12 protein-coding genes and 1 pseudogene are annotated in these 15,171 nt (G+C 46.2%); 12 read left to right on the top strand and 1 reads right to left on the bottom strand.

All coding sequences use genetic code 11. The features are described from left to right. Nucleotides 1-5: 5 nt before the first annotated feature. The 8 genes and pseudogenes from ICE89_RS00240 (at nucleotide 6) to ICE89_RS00275 (ending at nucleotide 9,458) form a co-directional block, all read left to right on the top strand. Nucleotides 6-1,265, top strand: a complete 1,260-nt coding sequence (locus tag ICE89_RS00240; protein ID WP_216264240.1) for an efflux RND transporter periplasmic adaptor subunit — start codon at nucleotides 6-8, stop codon at nucleotides 1,263-1,265. Continuing rightward, a complete protein-coding gene (locus tag ICE89_RS00245) occupies nucleotides 1,266-4,343 on the top strand; it encodes an efflux RND transporter permease subunit (protein WP_216264241.1) in 3,078 nt (1,025 codons plus the stop codon). Nucleotides 4,344-4,345: 2 nt separating this feature from the next. Continuing rightward, nucleotides 4,346-5,131: a 5'/3'-nucleotidase SurE gene (surE, locus tag ICE89_RS00250; RefSeq protein WP_216264242.1), complete on the top strand. Its 786-nt coding sequence runs from the start codon at nucleotides 4,346-4,348 to the stop codon at nucleotides 5,129-5,131. Nucleotides 5,132-5,160: 29 nt separating this feature from the next. Then, a pseudogene (locus tag ICE89_RS00255) lies at nucleotides 5,161-5,784 on the top strand (protein-L-isoaspartate(D-aspartate) O-methyltransferase); the annotation flags it as partial. Between the two features lie 37 nt (nucleotides 5,785-5,821). After that, a complete protein-coding gene (locus ICE89_RS00260; protein ID WP_216264243.1) occupies nucleotides 5,822-6,583 on the top strand; it encodes a peptidoglycan DD-metalloendopeptidase family protein in 762 nt (253 codons plus the stop codon). 24 nt (nucleotides 6,584-6,607) lie between these two features. Further along, a complete protein-coding gene (locus tag ICE89_RS00265; protein ID WP_216264244.1) occupies nucleotides 6,608-7,429 on the top strand; it encodes a 3'-5' exonuclease in 822 nt (273 codons plus the stop codon). Further along, a complete protein-coding gene (rlmD, locus tag ICE89_RS00270; RefSeq protein ID WP_216264982.1) occupies nucleotides 7,422-8,849 on the top strand; it encodes a 23S rRNA (uracil(1939)-C(5))-methyltransferase RlmD in 1,428 nt (475 codons plus the stop codon). Before ICE89_RS00265 ends, rlmD begins: the two co-directional genes overlap by 8 nt. 54 nt (nucleotides 8,850-8,903) lie before the next feature. Beyond that, a complete protein-coding gene (locus tag ICE89_RS00275) occupies nucleotides 8,904-9,458 on the top strand; it encodes an outer membrane protein (RefSeq protein WP_216264245.1) in 555 nt (184 codons plus the stop codon). Nucleotides 9,459-9,813: 355 nt separating this feature from the next. On the opposite strand, the gene ICE89_RS00280 is transcribed toward ICE89_RS00275, so the two are convergent. Beyond that, a complete protein-coding gene (locus tag ICE89_RS00280) occupies nucleotides 9,814-10,515 on the bottom strand; it encodes a Bax inhibitor-1 family protein (protein WP_216264246.1) in 702 nt (233 codons plus the stop codon). Nucleotides 10,516-10,775: 260 nt separating this feature from the next. Between ICE89_RS00280 and ndk the strand changes: the two genes are divergently transcribed. Genes ndk through hisS form a run of 4 tightly spaced genes read left to right on the top strand, consistent with a single transcriptional unit; the run spans nucleotide 10,776 to nucleotide 15,157 of the window. Beyond that, entirely contained in the window at nucleotides 10,776-11,201 is a 426-nt protein-coding gene (ndk, locus tag ICE89_RS00285) for a nucleoside-diphosphate kinase (RefSeq protein WP_071465494.1), read from the top strand. 46 nt (nucleotides 11,202-11,247) lie between these two features. Further along, the gene (rlmN, locus tag ICE89_RS00290) at nucleotides 11,248-12,480 is read left to right on the top strand and encodes a 23S rRNA (adenine(2503)-C(2))-methyltransferase RlmN (protein ID WP_216264094.1); all 1,233 of its coding nucleotides are present in this window, start codon (nucleotides 11,248-11,250) and stop codon (nucleotides 12,478-12,480) included. A 27-nt stretch (nucleotides 12,481-12,507) separates the two neighbouring features. Further along, complete coding sequence (gene ispG, locus ICE89_RS00295) at nucleotides 12,508-13,776, top strand: flavodoxin-dependent (E)-4-hydroxy-3-methylbut-2-enyl-diphosphate synthase (protein WP_216264095.1); 1,269 nt, start codon at nucleotides 12,508-12,510, stop codon at nucleotides 13,774-13,776. A 40-nt stretch (nucleotides 13,777-13,816) separates the two neighbouring features. Further along, nucleotides 13,817-15,157 (top strand): histidine--tRNA ligase, encoded by a 1,341-nt coding sequence (gene hisS, locus ICE89_RS00300; RefSeq protein ID WP_216264096.1) that lies wholly within the window; start codon nucleotides 13,817-13,819, stop codon nucleotides 15,155-15,157. The last annotated feature ends 14 nt before the right edge of the window (nucleotides 15,158-15,171 follow it).

Here is a 15,171-nt window from a genome sequence, read left to right on the forward strand (position 1 = left end):
TTGTTTTGAAGCATAAACTGATTGCCATTTACCAGCGAGCCCTTGCAGAAGCGCATAAGCTAAAGCATCAATTTGTAGCGCGCATTGATGCGAATACAAATAATATCCATCGCTCCTATTGGGCGCTACCACCGGAGACGCGCGCTCGACTGCGTTTAGTGATCATTTGTATTTCAATTTTGATGCTGGGCATTGTGATAGGGCTATTTGTTAATGTGAACCGTCCAGTCAAGCTTGAAAAAAATGATAAGTCATTAAAGGTAGAGTCGTCTGGTGCGATGGAGTTAAAGCTCCCAGGTCTCAATTTAAATCCAGATGTTTATGTATTTACCGAGGCCATTAAATCGGATGTTCCAGTTGAGTTAGCGATGCCTGGTCGTTTGACGTTTAATGCTGAAAAATCGAAAGTGCTCTCGGCTCGAGCTGCTGGACGGGTTGAGCGGATTGACGCCTTTGATGGTGCGCAAGTAAAAGTGGGCTCTCCTGTTTTGGAGATGTATAGCCCAGATTTCATTTCTGCTCAGCAAGAATATCTACTGTCCTCTAAGACTACGAAGATTCTAGAGGGTAATAAAGCGATGGGTGATTTATTGTCGGATTCTCGTATTACACAAGAGGCTGCTGCCAACCGCATTCGTAATTTAGGTGCCGGTGATGGCGACATTCATTTCCTAGAAAAGACTGGTAAAACGCAAACCAACTTAGTGGTGCGATCACCAATTGATGGCGTGGTAGTGAAGCGTGCAGTAGAGCCTGGTGCTTTTGCCAACATTGGCGATGTTTTGGCCACCTTGGCGGATCCGAAGGCCTTATGGTTCTTGGGTAATGTATACGAGCAAGATATTGCCAAGATTCAAAAAGGTCAAACCATTATTTTGCGTACTGAAGCCTATCCAGACAAAGTATTCACTGCTAAAACTAATTTTATTGCGCCCACTATTGATCCGGATACCAGGGCCTTAGTGATTCGTTGTGATGTTGATAATTCCGATGGTTTATTGCGTCCGGATATGTTTGCTTCAGGCAAGCTACAGGTTGGCTCATCGCAGGCTGTCGTTTTGCCACAGACTGCTATTGTGCGGGTTCGCGAGATGCGTTATGTCATTATCAGAACGGCCCCGGATACTTTTAGACGTTTTGTGGTGAAAGGTTTCGATCTTGATGGCAAACAATTTGCGGTGACCGAAGGTGTTGAGCCTGGTATGCAAGTATTAACGGATGGCGCGGTCTTGTTAAATGATCGTTTTGCGAAGCAGGAGGAGTAATTGAGTTTCGCAACGAACTTTCTAAGGAGCGTTTTAGATAAACGTGTTCTCATCCTCTTCGCTTCTTTTGTTTTATTGTGTATGGGCGGATATAGTCTCAAGCAATTGCCTATTCAGCCTTACCCTGGTGTAGCGCCGCTGACGATTCAGGCGATTTCCCAATGGCCAGGGAGAAGTACAACTGAGGTTGAGCAACAAGTCACTATTCCAGTTGAAAATGCCTTAGCTGGCATTCCGGGAGTCAAAGCGTTTCGCTCAGTTTCTCTATTTGGTTTGTCCGTTGTCACGCTCAAATTTAATGACAACGCAGATCCTTTTAAAGTACGCCAAATCTTTATTTCCAACTTGGGAAATGTGACTTTCCCCCCGGGCGTGAGTTCAAGTGTGAGTCCTGATTCGGATGCTACTGGCGAGATCTTGCGTTACCAAGTTAAGTCTGACTATGCGTCTCCAACCCGACTAAAGACTTTGCAGAACTATGAGATCTATAAAGAGCTCAAACAAACACCGGGAATCGCAGACGTTTCTTCCTTTGGGGGGAAGGTACGGCAGTACAACGTGATTGTTCGCCCAGAGAGCCTGCAATCTAAAAATATTACTGTGGCGCAGCTAATTGATGCCTTAACAAAGGCTAATGACAATACTGGCGGCGGTGTTTTGCCAAGTGGTGAACAGCAGTTTGTTGTACGCGGTGTCGGCTTGCTAAAGAATTTAGATGATATTAGGCGCGTGGTGATTGCTGTTAATAATGGCGTGCCCGTTCGTATTGGTGATGTAGCAACGGTAGAAATTGGCAATGCACCACGTTTGGGCTTGTTCCAGTTTGACGAAAATCCTGACTCAGTAGAAGGAATCGTCTATTTGCGTCGCGGCGAGAATGCCTCCGAAGTCTTGGCGCGAGTGCGTGAAAAAATTACCACAATCAATGCCCATGTATTGCCTCCTGGCATTGAAGTCAAGCCATTCTATGATCGTCAGGTGCTATTAGATATTACTGTCGGCACAGTAAAGCATACGATGTTCTTTGGCATCTCTATGGTCTTGATATTGCTGTATATCTTCTTAGGAAATTTTAGGGCCGCCGCAGTAGTTGCAGTTGTCATTCCGCTGGCACTGTGTTTCTCTTTCATCATGATGTACGTGTTTAACGTACCAGCTAATCTAATTTCTTTAGGGGCCATTGACTTTGGCGTGATTGTAGATGCCGCAGTGATCATCACTGAAAACGTTATGCGCCATCTAGAAGATGGCGGAAAACGCTTAAACCAAAGCATTATTTTGGCCACTGCCGAAGTACAAAGGGCCATGGTGTATTCCACCAGCATCATTATTGTTGCTTATTCCCCCTTATTTTTAATGGGTGGAGTTGAGGGAATTATTTTTAAGCCCATGGCCTTCACCATGGGCTTTGCGTTAATTGCCTCGATTATTTTGAGTCTGACATTCTTGCCGGCGGCGATTTCATATTCGTTTGGTGAAAACTTCCACCATGAGCCACCAAAATTTATCACTTGGATACTCAGTCGCTATAAGCCATTACTTAGACGTCTCATGGATCATCCTCGGCATGTAATTACGATATCTATTTTGGTGTTGGGGATTACTTTAATAAGCGCTACCCGTTTGGGTACGGCATTCTTGCCTACTCTTGAGGAAAACAATATTTGGTTGCGGGTTGTCTTGCCCAATACAGTAGATTTGGACTATTCCATTAGCATAGCCAATCAGCTGCGAGAAACCTTTACAAGGCAGCCTGAGATAGACCATGTTGCCGCCCAAATTGGGCGCCCTGATGATGGTACTGACTCTACCGGGGTATTTAATCAAGAGTATGGTTTGTATCTGAAATCCCCAGAAGCGATGCCTAAGGGTACCACAAAAGCCGACCTCTTGAAACGTTTACAGGGTGAGCTCAATCGTATTCCTGGAGTTTCCTTTAGCTTCTCTCAATATATTCAAGACAACGTGAATGAGGCTTTGTCGGGTGTCAAGGGTGAGAACTCGGTCAAGATTTTTGGTACTGATCTAAATATACTGAATACCAAAGCTCATGAAGTTATTGATCAGCTTAAAAAAGTACGCGGTATTGAGGACGAAAGTATTTTGAGGGAGCTTGGTCAGCCAACCTTGAATATTCAAATCGATCGTGAGCGAGCGGCGCGATATGGTGTAAATGTCGGAGATGTTCAGACTGTAGTCGCGAATGCCATTGGTGGGGCACCAGTTAGCAATTTCTTGGAGGATGAAAAAACCTTTGGTATTGCGGTGCGTTTAAATGAGTCAAGCCGAAACGATTTACCCGATATTGCTAATTTACTGATTGATACCCCTTCAGGTGCCAGGGTACCTTTGGGTATGGTTGCCAATGTTGAATTAACTGATGGCCCATTCTTTATTTACCGCGAAGGTGGGAAACGCTATATTGCTGTGATTTTTAGTGTGCGTGATCGTGATCTTGGGAGTGCCGTAGAGGATGCTAAATATTTAGTGGAGAAGAATGTGGCATTACCTGCCAATTACTCTATTGCATGGGATGGCCAATTCAATCAAATGAAGGCTGCACAACAAAAGCTCATGGTCATCATTCCATTGACGCTCGTTGCCATTTTCTTATTGCTTGTGACTGCTTTAGGTAATTTCCGGGATGCGGTGATTGTATTGATCAACGTTCCGTTCGCTGCGATTGGTGGCATCATTGCCTTGCATCTTGGTGGTGAGACCTTGAGCATTTCTGCTTTGTTTGGATTCTTATCGTTATTTGGTATTGCGATTCAGGATGGCGTGATTTTGATTTCTTATATCAATAAAACTGTTGCGCAAGAGCATGGCGCTATGAAAGATGCGATGGTTGATGGGGCTGCCTTGAGAGTGCGCCCTGTTCTGATGACCGCGATGCTAGCTGGCCTTGGTCTCTTGCCGGCAGCGCTGTCACATGCAATTGGTTCGGAAGCGCAGCGTCCATTGGCCCTTGTGATTGTAGGCGGAATGATCACCACAACTATTTTGACTTTACTAGTATTGCCAGTGATCTACGCAGCAATGAGAGCGCGTGGCAAACACAAACCAGGACTCGTTTAATCATGTCTAAGCAACCCCACATCCTGGTCTCTAATGACGATGGCTATTTAGCTCCTGGCTTGCTAGCTTTAGTAGAGGCGGTACGTCCCTTGGGTCGTATTACCGTGATTGCTCCTGAGCAGAACCATAGCGGTGCCTCGAATTCACTCACATTATCTAGACCATTGTCGATTCATCGCGTTGCTGGTGGCGAGCGGGATGGCTTTTTCTTTGTCAATGGCACACCAACCGATTGTGTGCACGTTGCCATGACAGGATTTTTGGATGAGAAACCTGACCTAGTGATCTCTGGCATCAATCAAGGTGAAAACATGGGTGAAGATACGCTTTACTCAGGCACTGTTGCTGCCGCAGTTGAAGGTGTGATGTTTGGTGTGCCAGGCATTGCTTTCTCGCAAATTGATCGCGGCTGGAATCGCATTGAAGATGCCGCTAAAGCGGCGCATGATGTAGTGGCCCAAATGCTGGTTTCTGCCTTGGCTCGTACTGAGGGTACAGCAACACTACTGAACGTCAACATCCCCAATCGCCCTTATGCTGATTTGTATCGCTGGCGTGTAACGCGCCTCGGTAATCGTCATCACTCTCAACCAGTAGTGGTGCAGGATAGTCCGCGTGGTGAGAAGATCTACTGGATCGGCGCTGCGGGCGATGTCAAAGAGGGTTCAGAGGGTACGGACTTTCATGCAATTGCTGAAGGATGTATCTCGATTACGCCAATGCAACTTGATTTAACGCACCATGCTCGTTTAGCGGCAATGCGCGCAAATGGCTGGGACCGCGGTTGAAGGCTCCGACCGAACGCTTTGCTGCTTATCGGCAGGCCCTAGCAGCAAAAGTACATGCTGGCGGAGTAAAGCACGGTAAAACATTAGAGGCGATTGCCACCGTCCCACGTCATGCTTTTATGGATGCTGGATTGCATGCGCAAGCCTACGAAGATACTGCGCTACCAATTGGGCATGAGCAGACTATCTCTAAGCCATCAGTAGTGGCACGCATGATTGAGTTGCTTCACAAGCCTAAACATAAACTGGGCAAAGTATTGGAGATTGGTACCGGTTGCGGTTACCAAGCGGCGGTTCTGAGTTTATTGGCAGATGAGGTTTACTCTATAGAGCGTATTCGTCCGCTGCATGACATGGCAAGAGCTAAGTTGCGCCCATTTCGGATTAATAATCTTCGTTTGATTTACGGTGACGGTATTTTAGGTTTGCCTCAGGCCGCTCCATTTGATGGGATTATTTTGGCAGCAGCTGGCTTGGGTATTCCGGATGCCTTACTTGACCAATTAGCAATTGGAGGGCGCTTAGTTGCCCCAGTCGCCAAAAATGACAAAGAGCAACAACTGGTGATGGTTGAAAGAATGAGTTCCCAGCGCTATCAAAGAACTGTACTGGACGGGGTCTTTTTTGTACCCTTACAATCAGGGGTAGTATGAGATTTATGATGAATTCACCAATTCAGAACCCAATTTGATGCCATCCACTTCATTAAAACTTTTCCTCGTTGCACTCATATCCTCATCTTTGATGTTGATAGTTGGATGTTCTACACCTCGCACTAAGCCTGCTAGTGTGACTGATCGCAGCGGTGGTTCAAGTGAGCCTGCACCCCCTGGTTACTATCGTGTTAAAAAAGGTGACACCTTGGCGCGCATTGCCTTGGATCATGGTCAGGCACCGCGTGATGTAGCGCAGTGGAATTCTGCTGCAAATCCAAGCTTTAACGCTAATGTGATTGAGGTAGGTGATTTGATTTTGATTAAAGCACCAGCGGGATCAAAGCCAGTCAAAGTGGCTGAGAAAAAACCATCGTCCGAAAAATCAGATTCTGTAGTTACCGCTCCAGAGCCGGTGAAAAACGATGTGGTTGCTGAGCCAGGCATTCGTCTATCTTGGCCTGCAAAAGGTAAGGTTACTGGTGAGTTCAGTGAGACTAATAAAGGGATCGATATTGCTGGTAAGGTCGGCGAGCCAGTTCTTGCCGCCTCTGATGGCAAAGTGGTTTACGCAGGCAATAGTTTGCGTGGCTATGGCAACCTGGTGATTGTTAAGCACGACAACACCTATCTCACTGCTTATGCCCACAACAGTAAGCTCTTGGTAAAAGAGGGTGATACCGTTCGTAAGGGTCAGAAGATTGCTGAGATAGGTGATACAGACACTACTGCAGCTAAGCTCCACTTCGAGTTACGCGTTAACGGCAAACCAGTTAATCCAACGCCGTACTTGCAGTAATGTTGTTGGTCTAGGGTAGGCGCCATGGCGACCGTTCTTGTATTCGATATTGAAACCATTCCAGATGTCACTGGATTGCGTCGTCTGGAAGATTTTCCAGACTCCATGAGTGATCCCGAGGTTGCTAGCAAAGTGATGGCCGAGCGTGCAGAAAAGACCGGTAGTGAATTTCTACCCTTGTTTCTGCAAAAGATTGTTGCCATCTCTTGCGTGATTCGCAGAACCACTAAAGAGGGCTTGCCACAAATTAAAGTGGGCACTCTGGGCACTCCGCAGGATGATGAGAAGGTCTTAATACAAGCCTTCTTTGATCTTATCGAAAAATACACCCCTCAATTGGTTTCTTGGAATGGCAGCGGTTTTGATTTACCCGTGTTGCACTATCGCGCTTTAGCGAATCATGTACAAGCCCCTCGTTATTGGGAGATGGGCGAGAGCCAGGATTCTGATAGCCGAGAATTTAAGTGGAATAACTACATCAGTCGATATCACATGCGTCATCTTGACATGATGGATCTATTGGCTAAATTTAATGGTCGTGCAAATGCACCATTAGATGGTTTGGCAAAGCTCTGTGGTTTTCCAGGCAAGATGGGCATGGACGGCAGCCAAGTATGGCCTGCCTATCAGGATGGCAAGATTAATGACATCCGTCGTTACTGTGAAACTGACGTAGTCAATACCTATCTCATGTACTGCCGCTTTCAATTGCTGCGTGGCGGCTTTTCTCATGCTGAATATCAAGAAGAAATTGATTTCGTGAAGGCTTATTTAGAAGGGCAATCTAAAGAGCCCAATGGCAGTCAATGGCAAGAGTATCTGCAAGGTTTTTCTGCAGATGCGTAGAGGGGATAAGCCAGTCAACATAGAGGTGACTGAGCCAATTAAAGTCGAAGCACTGGATTTGGATGCCCAGGGAATTGCACGCCTAGCCCCTAATGAGGATGAGGCTGCCCAAGATCAAAGCGGTAAGGTGATCTTCATTAAAGGCGCGCTGCCAACCGAGTTGGTCACTTACACCATCACCAGTAATAAAGCCCGCTTTAGCAAAGCCAAAGTACGCGACATTCTAAAACCTGCGGTGTTTAGGGCGGAACCTAAATGCAAGGCCTTTGGTGTGTGTGGGGGCTGCACCATGCAGCATCTAGATATTAGGGCGCAAGTAGCGATGAAGCAGCGTGTGCTTGAGGATGACTTGCACCATATTGCCAAGGTAAAGCCGCAAGAAATTCTGCGCCCGATGGGTGGACCTACTTGGGAATATCGTCACAGAGCACGTTTAAGTGCTGTCAATCGTTCTATTAAAAAAGGTACGGTACTGATTGGTTTTCATGAGGGAAAGAGTGGCTATGTAGCTGACATGCTAGCTTGTGAAATTTTGCCCAAGCATGTGTCGGACTTATTGCCAGAGATGCGCAAGTTGGTGATGGGTTTATCCATTGTTGATCGGATGCCCCAGATTGAGATTGCGGTTGGTGAACCAGAAGATGTCTTCTCAGATGACCCTAAGAAAGCAAAACCAGTTACTGCTTTGGTATTTCGGAATCTCAAGCCTTTAACTGTAGAAGATGAGCATCTCCTGCGCGCGTTTGCGGATCAGCATCATGTCTGGATTTGGCTCCAACCTAAAGGGATTGAGACTGTAGCACCGTTTTATCCCGAGACCGGCAAGCTTTGTTATCGCCTGCCTGAGTTTGAAATCGAGATGCCATTTAAGCCTGCGGATTTCACACAGGTAAATCACATGATGAACCGTGCATTGGTGAGCAGGGCGATTCGATTGCTTGAAGTCAAAGAAACAGATCGAGTATTGGATCTCTTTTGCGGTATTGGCAATTTCACATTACCCCTTGCTAGAAAAGCAAAACAAGTTTTAGGGATCGAGGGTTTAGAGAGTTTGACGACTCGAGCTAAAGCCAATGCAGAGCATAACGGACTCGTTGATAAAGCCAGTTTTATGCAAAGCGATTTATTTGAAGTCACAACAGAAACAATTGCATCGTGGGGCAAAGCAGAGCGCTGGTTAATGGATCCACCGCGCGAGGGAGCAATGGAGATTTGTAAAGCGCTTGCAGAGTTGCAGATTGCTCAAAGTGAATTATTACCACAACGCATTGTTTATGTGTCTTGCAATCCCAAAACATTAGCCAGAGATGCTGATATCTTGTGTCACCAAGCAGGTTATAGGCTTAAAGGGGCGGGCATCGTCAATATGTTCCCTCATACCTCCCATGTGGAATCAATGGCGGTTTTTGACAAAACTTAGCTCTTTGATATAGTGCTTGGTAATAAATATAAATAAGAATTGAGGGGTAGTGAGATGAAAAAAATAGCAATGTTGTTTTGGGCTTTCGCTATGCCTATTGCTTATGGTCAATCGCAAAACTTTGAAGGTTTTGGTTTATCTGTGGACTACGCATTAAATTCTATTACTGACGTATCAACACCAGGCGGATCAGAAACCAGTCGAAGCGGAATTCCCAGTATTACTGCTGACGCATATAAGGCCATTAACAATCAATGGCTAGTTGGTGTCTATGGTAGTTATGATTTGGCTACAACAGATACCGCGGGCTCTGATCCTGACGCTAAGAACCCCATCGAAGCAGGCGGAAAAGTGGCTTACGCCTTCACGGAAAATTTATTAGGCTATATCAAGCTCGGATGGTCTTGGTCCAAATACTCATCACCTGGCTACTATCAATGGATTAATGGACCCAGTTACGGAATTGGTGCCGAATACCTGCTCACCAAGCATCTTTTTACTAGAGTAGAGGTGTCGCAACAAAACTATAAAACCATTCAATGGAGCGATGGCTCAACCGACAAGGTGAATATCAATTCCTATGGCGTTTCTTTGGGTTGGCGCTTCTAAACTTTCATTCTCGAGTGTTCCTAGTGCTTAATAATTGCACCAGAAGGGCGCTAATTTAGTGCATTTAGCCTGATGCTGGTGCGGCGCCCTCAAAATCATGTCTTATAGAAGAGTAGATTGAGCTTGTGCAGTGATGTATTGCTGCCCAACTTTTTATCTTCGGGAGAGCGTCATGAAAGCCTCAGATAGTTTTGCTATCTTATTAATTTTGATGGCACTGTCTTACGCTATAAGCATGTTTGTAGCAGTTTAATTATTTAGCTAAACAAACAGACTAAATAGCAGCAGTAAAAAAGGCGCCCGTAGGCGCCTTATGAGAACAACACACTAAAGTTTTAGCGTGTCTTAATCTCCCTTAATCTCGATTACCACCAACAATACCCAATAGTGCGAGTAAGTTAGTAAAGACGTTATATACATCTAAGTAGATAGCTAAAGTAGCCATGATGTAATTTGTCTCGCCACCATTGATGACGCGTTGTACATCAACCAAGATAAAGGCTGAGAAGATGGCGATGGCTAACACCATTACAGTCAACATCAAAGCTGGCAATTGCAGCCAGATATTTGCCAATGTGGCAACGATTAGGAGTAACACGCCAACCATGAGCCATTTGCCCATTCCAGCAAAGTCGCTCTTACTTACAGTGGCAATAGTTGCCATCGTGGCGAAGATGGCGGCGGTGCCACCAAAGGACAGCATAATGAGAGTTGCACCATTGCTATAGCTGTTGAGGGTGAAGCCAATCAAGCGGGACATCATGATGCCCATAAAGAAGGTGAAGCCCAAAAGCAAGAGAACACCAACACCGGAATCTTTATTCTTTTCAATTGCCCAGAAGAAGCCAAAAGCTACCGCCATGAAGACGATGAAGCCAATAAATGGGCTGCCGGCGAACAGATTGAGACCCATGGCCACTCCAAGCCAGGCGCCGATTACAGTTGGAACCATGGAAAGCGCCAAAAGGGCGTAAGTGTTGCGAAGTACGCGATTGCGTACCTGGACGGTGCTAATTGAGCCGGTTTGGCCAAAGCCGTAAGAGTTTAGATCACTCATATTGACTCCTTCTTTTTCATAGTGAATACAAGAGCCCATTAAGGGCTGTTAAGCTTAAGTATAGACAAAACACCCTAATTTCAAGCCCCCACAGAAAAGACCTACAAATTAAAGGCTTATGCCCTGTAAATTCAAGGGCTTAGCCCTACTGACATAGGGGTAAATAAGGTCAGGCAATGTATAATTCGGGGGTCGCTGGAGTGGGGCGGCTTATTGACCTCACCTAGCAAATACCTTTGAAATCACTATTGGAGTCTTGCATGGCAATTGAACGCACCCTTTCTATTATCAAACCTGATGCTGTCGCTAAAAACGTCATCGGCAAAATCTATGACCGTTTTGAATCCGCTGGTTTGAAGATCATTGCTTCCAGAATGGCGCATTTGTCACAAAATGAAGCTGAGCAGTTTTATGGCGTTCATAAAGACCGTCCTTTCTTCAAAGATTTGGTGAGCTTCATGATTTCTGGTCCTGTAATGATTCAAGTATTGCAAGGCGAAGGCGCTATTGCTAAGAATCGTGACTTGATGGGCGCGACTGATCCGAAGAAGGCAGAAAAAGGCACAATCCGTGCTGACTTTGCTGACAGCATTGATGCAAATGCCGTTCACGGTTCTGATGCTCCTGAAACAGCTGCCGTGGAAGTTGCATTCTTCTTCCCTGGCATGAATGTTTTCAATCGTTAATCAACGATTGCTAACGAACAACCTATTTAATTTATAAGTAGGCGCAGTGACCTCCCCGCGCATAAATCTCTTAGATTTTGACGCTGACCAAATGGCAGCGTATGTCGCGGGGTTGAATGAAAAGCCCTTCAGGGCAAAGCAACTCATGCAGTGGATACACCAACGCGGTGTAGCTGACATTAACGACATGAGTGATTTGGCAAAAAGCTTTAGAGCAACTTTGCTAGATAAAGCGGAAGTACTTTCCCTCCCTGTTATCAAAGATGAGCATGCCAATGACGGCACGCGCAAGTGGCTATTGGATGTGGGCGCTGGTAATGCAGTCGAGTCTGTTTTTATTCCTGAGGATGATCGGGGCACCTTGTGTATCTCTTCTCAGGCGGGCTGCGCAGTCAATTGCCGTTTTTGCTCAACTGGGCATCAAGGTTTCTCACGCAATCTGACTTCTGGCGAAATCATTGGCCAACTCTGGTTTGCCGAACATCTTTTGCGCAACGACCCTGAGGCTATTCGTAGAATTGAAAAGTTTCCAACACCAGGCTGGGAACACACAGGGCGTGTGATTTCTAATGTGGTGATGATGGGCATGGGTGAGCCCTTGCTCAACTATGACAATGTGGTTTCTGCATTGCGCTTGATGCTCGATGACAGAGCGTACGGTTTATCACGCCGTCGTGTGACAGTTTCTACATCAGGTGTAGTGCCGATGATTGATCGTCTCGCACAAGATTGCCCAGTAGCATTGGCAGTTTCATTACATGCGCCCAATGACGCATTACGCGATCAATTGGTACCACTCAATCAAAAATATCCTCTACGTGAATTGCTTGATGCGTGCGAACGTTACTTACCATTTGCACCAAGAGATTTCTTGACCTTTGAATATTGCATGCTCGATGGCGTGAATGACTCCGATATCCAGGCAAAAGAATTAGTACGCTTACTCAGAAACATTAAGTGCAAAATTAATCTCATCCCATTTAATCCTTTCCCAGAGTCTGGCCTCAAGCGCTCATCAGCTCAACGCGTCAATGCTTTTGCTGGCATCCTTTTAGATGCGGGCATGGTGGCCACTGTACGGAAGACACGCGGTGACGACATTGCGGCCGCCTGTGGTCAGTTGGCAGGGGATGTTGTGGATCGCACCCGTGTGCGTGAACGCGCTGTTCACAATGCTGAGATCGAGCTCATAGAGGTTGAGTCGGGTGAAGAGTTTGATGAAGATATCAATCTGGGACCTAACGAGCACCCCATTGAGTGGCTCAAAAAGCTGAAGTAAAAATTAAAACCCGACCCATAGATCCTCATGAGCTCTAATCAATCATTACCACCACTTCCGCTAGGCCCATCCCCTAAGCGTGCAACGCGTCAAGCAACCGTTGCCTGGAAAACCAACATCATTACGGTTGGTGGAGATGCACCAGTGCGCGTGCAGTCAATGACCAATACCGATACTGCAGATGCAGTGGGTACTGCAATTCAGGTAAAGGAATTAGCCCGCGCTGGTTCAGAGATGGTGCGTATTACTGTCAATACCCCAGAGGCGGCTGCCGCAGTTCCCTATATTCGTGAGCAGTTAGATAAGATGGATGTTTTGGTGCCGTTGATTGGCGACTTCCATTACAACGGCCATACTTTATTAAATGATTTTCCGGAGTGCGCTAAAGCGCTCTCGAAGTACCGCATCAACCCAGGCAATGTGGGTAAGGGCGCCAAGCGTGATCCACAATTTGCTCAAATGATTGAAGCTGCTTGCAAATACGACAAGCCTATTCGAATTGGTGTGAACTGGGGTAGCTTGGATCAAGAGCTTCTGGCTTCGATCATGGATAGCAATGCAGCTCTGCCAAATCCAAAAACTGCGCAAGAAGTGATGATTGAGGCTTTGATTCAGTCGGCTTTGCAGTCGGCAGAAAAAGCGGTTGAGTTTGGTATGAATCCCGATCAAATTTTGCTTTCTTGCAAAGTCAGTAATGTTCAAGATTTAGTTGCTGTGTATCGTGATCTGTCTCGTCGCTCCGACTATCCACTGCACTTGGGTTTAACTGAAGCAGGCATGGGTAGCAAAGGCATTGTTTCCTCTACTGCAGCTATGGGTATTTTGTTGCAAGAAGGAATTGGCGATACCATTCGCGTTTCATTAACGCCTGATCCAGGCGCACCTCGTGAAAATGAAGTTATCGTTGCCCAAGAAATATTACAAACCATGGGCTTGCGTAATTTCACACCGATGGTAATTGCATGCCCAGGTTGCGGAAGAACTACTAGCACTACCTTCCAAGAGTTAGCGGCGGATATCCAGTCTTATTTGCGTCAACAAATGCCTATTTGGAAGAAAACCCATCCTGGCGTAGAGAATATGAATGTCGCCGTGATGGGCTGTATTGTGAATGGCCCAGGCGAGAGTAAGCATGCCAATATTGGTATTTCATTGCCTGGAACGGGTGAAACCCCTGCGGCCCCAGTGTTTGTCGATGGAGTTAAAGTCAAAACTCTGCGTGGTGAGAAAATTGCCGAAGAGTTTCAGGTGATTGTTGACGAATACGTGAAGCAAAATTACGCAGCCAAGATTTAAATAAGTTTAAGAAAAGCAAAAGCACAACAATAATAAAAAAATGACTGATCAAAACAAAGACTCAAAAGTACAAGCAGCACAAGCCAAGGTTCAGAAGATTAATGGCGTGCGCGGTATGAATGATTTACTGCCAGCAGATGCTGCACAGTGGGCTCATCTTGAGCATGTATTACGTGATTTGACTCGTGCTTACGGCTATGAGTTTTTGCGAACACCGATTGTTGAGGCAACTGCAGTATTTCAGCGTGGTATCGGTGAGGTTACCGATATTGTTGAAAAAGAAATGTATTCCTTTGAGGATCGCTTAAACGGCGAGCAACTCACCTTACGTCCTGAAGGCACTGCTGCTTTAGTTCGCTCTGTAATTGAAAATAACTTGTTATACGAAGGGCCGAAGCGTCTTTGGTATACCGGACCAATGTTTCGTCATGAGCGCCCACAGCGTGGCCGCTATCGTCAGTTCCACCAGTTTGGTATTGAGGCCTTAGGCTTTGCCGGACCTGATATTGATGCTGAAATCATTCTCATGGGTCAGCGCTTATGGGATGAGTTAGGGCTGAAGGGCGTCCGTTTAGAAATAAATTCCCTAGGTCAGGCTCCTGAGCGTGCCGAGCACCGCGCCGCATTGGTAACTTACTTTGAGAAAAATCAATCGCAGCTAGATGAAGATTCACAACGTCGTCTCACTACCAATCCCTTGCGTATATTGGATTCTAAAAATCCAGAGATGCAAGTATTGATTGAAGGCGCACCAAAATTATTGGATTTCTTGGGCGAAGAGTCGCTAAAGCATTTCAATGCAGTGCAGGCATTAATTAAAGCAAATAACATCCCCTGCAAAATTAATCCTCGTTTAGTTCGCGGTCTTGATTACTACAACCTCACTGTATTTGAGTGGGTGACTGATGAATTAGGTGCTCAAGGCACTATTGCTGGCGGTGGACGCTATGACCCATTAATTGAGCGTATGGGTGGCAAAGCCGCGCCAGCTTGTGGTTGGGCTATGGGTATGGAGCGGGTTCTAGAGTTAATGAAGGTTTCTGGATCATTGCCAGAAGCTCAGGCTCAATGTGATATTTTTGTATTGCATCAAGGTGGCGAGACTTTGACTGCTGCCATGATCATCGCTGAGCGCTTGCGGAGCGCTGGAATCGATACCATCCTGTTCTGTCCTCCTGACGGTCAATTAGCCAGCTTTAAGTCCCAAATGAAGAAGGCTGATGCTAGTGGGGCTGCCTTTGCGGTCATTATTGGGCCTGATGAATTAGCCAAGAATGAGGCGCAACTCAAGGACTTGCGTGGTACGGGTGAGCAGAAGTCCGTGCCTCTGGATGATGTTCTGGGGGCAGCAATTGATGCCCTAGTTGGCGCCTCCGAATAGAATTAAGCTAATAC

Source organism: Polynucleobacter sp. AP-Kaivos-20-H2 (genome assembly GCF_018882215.1).
Classification (GTDB): Bacteria; Pseudomonadota; Gammaproteobacteria; order Burkholderiales; family Burkholderiaceae; genus Polynucleobacter.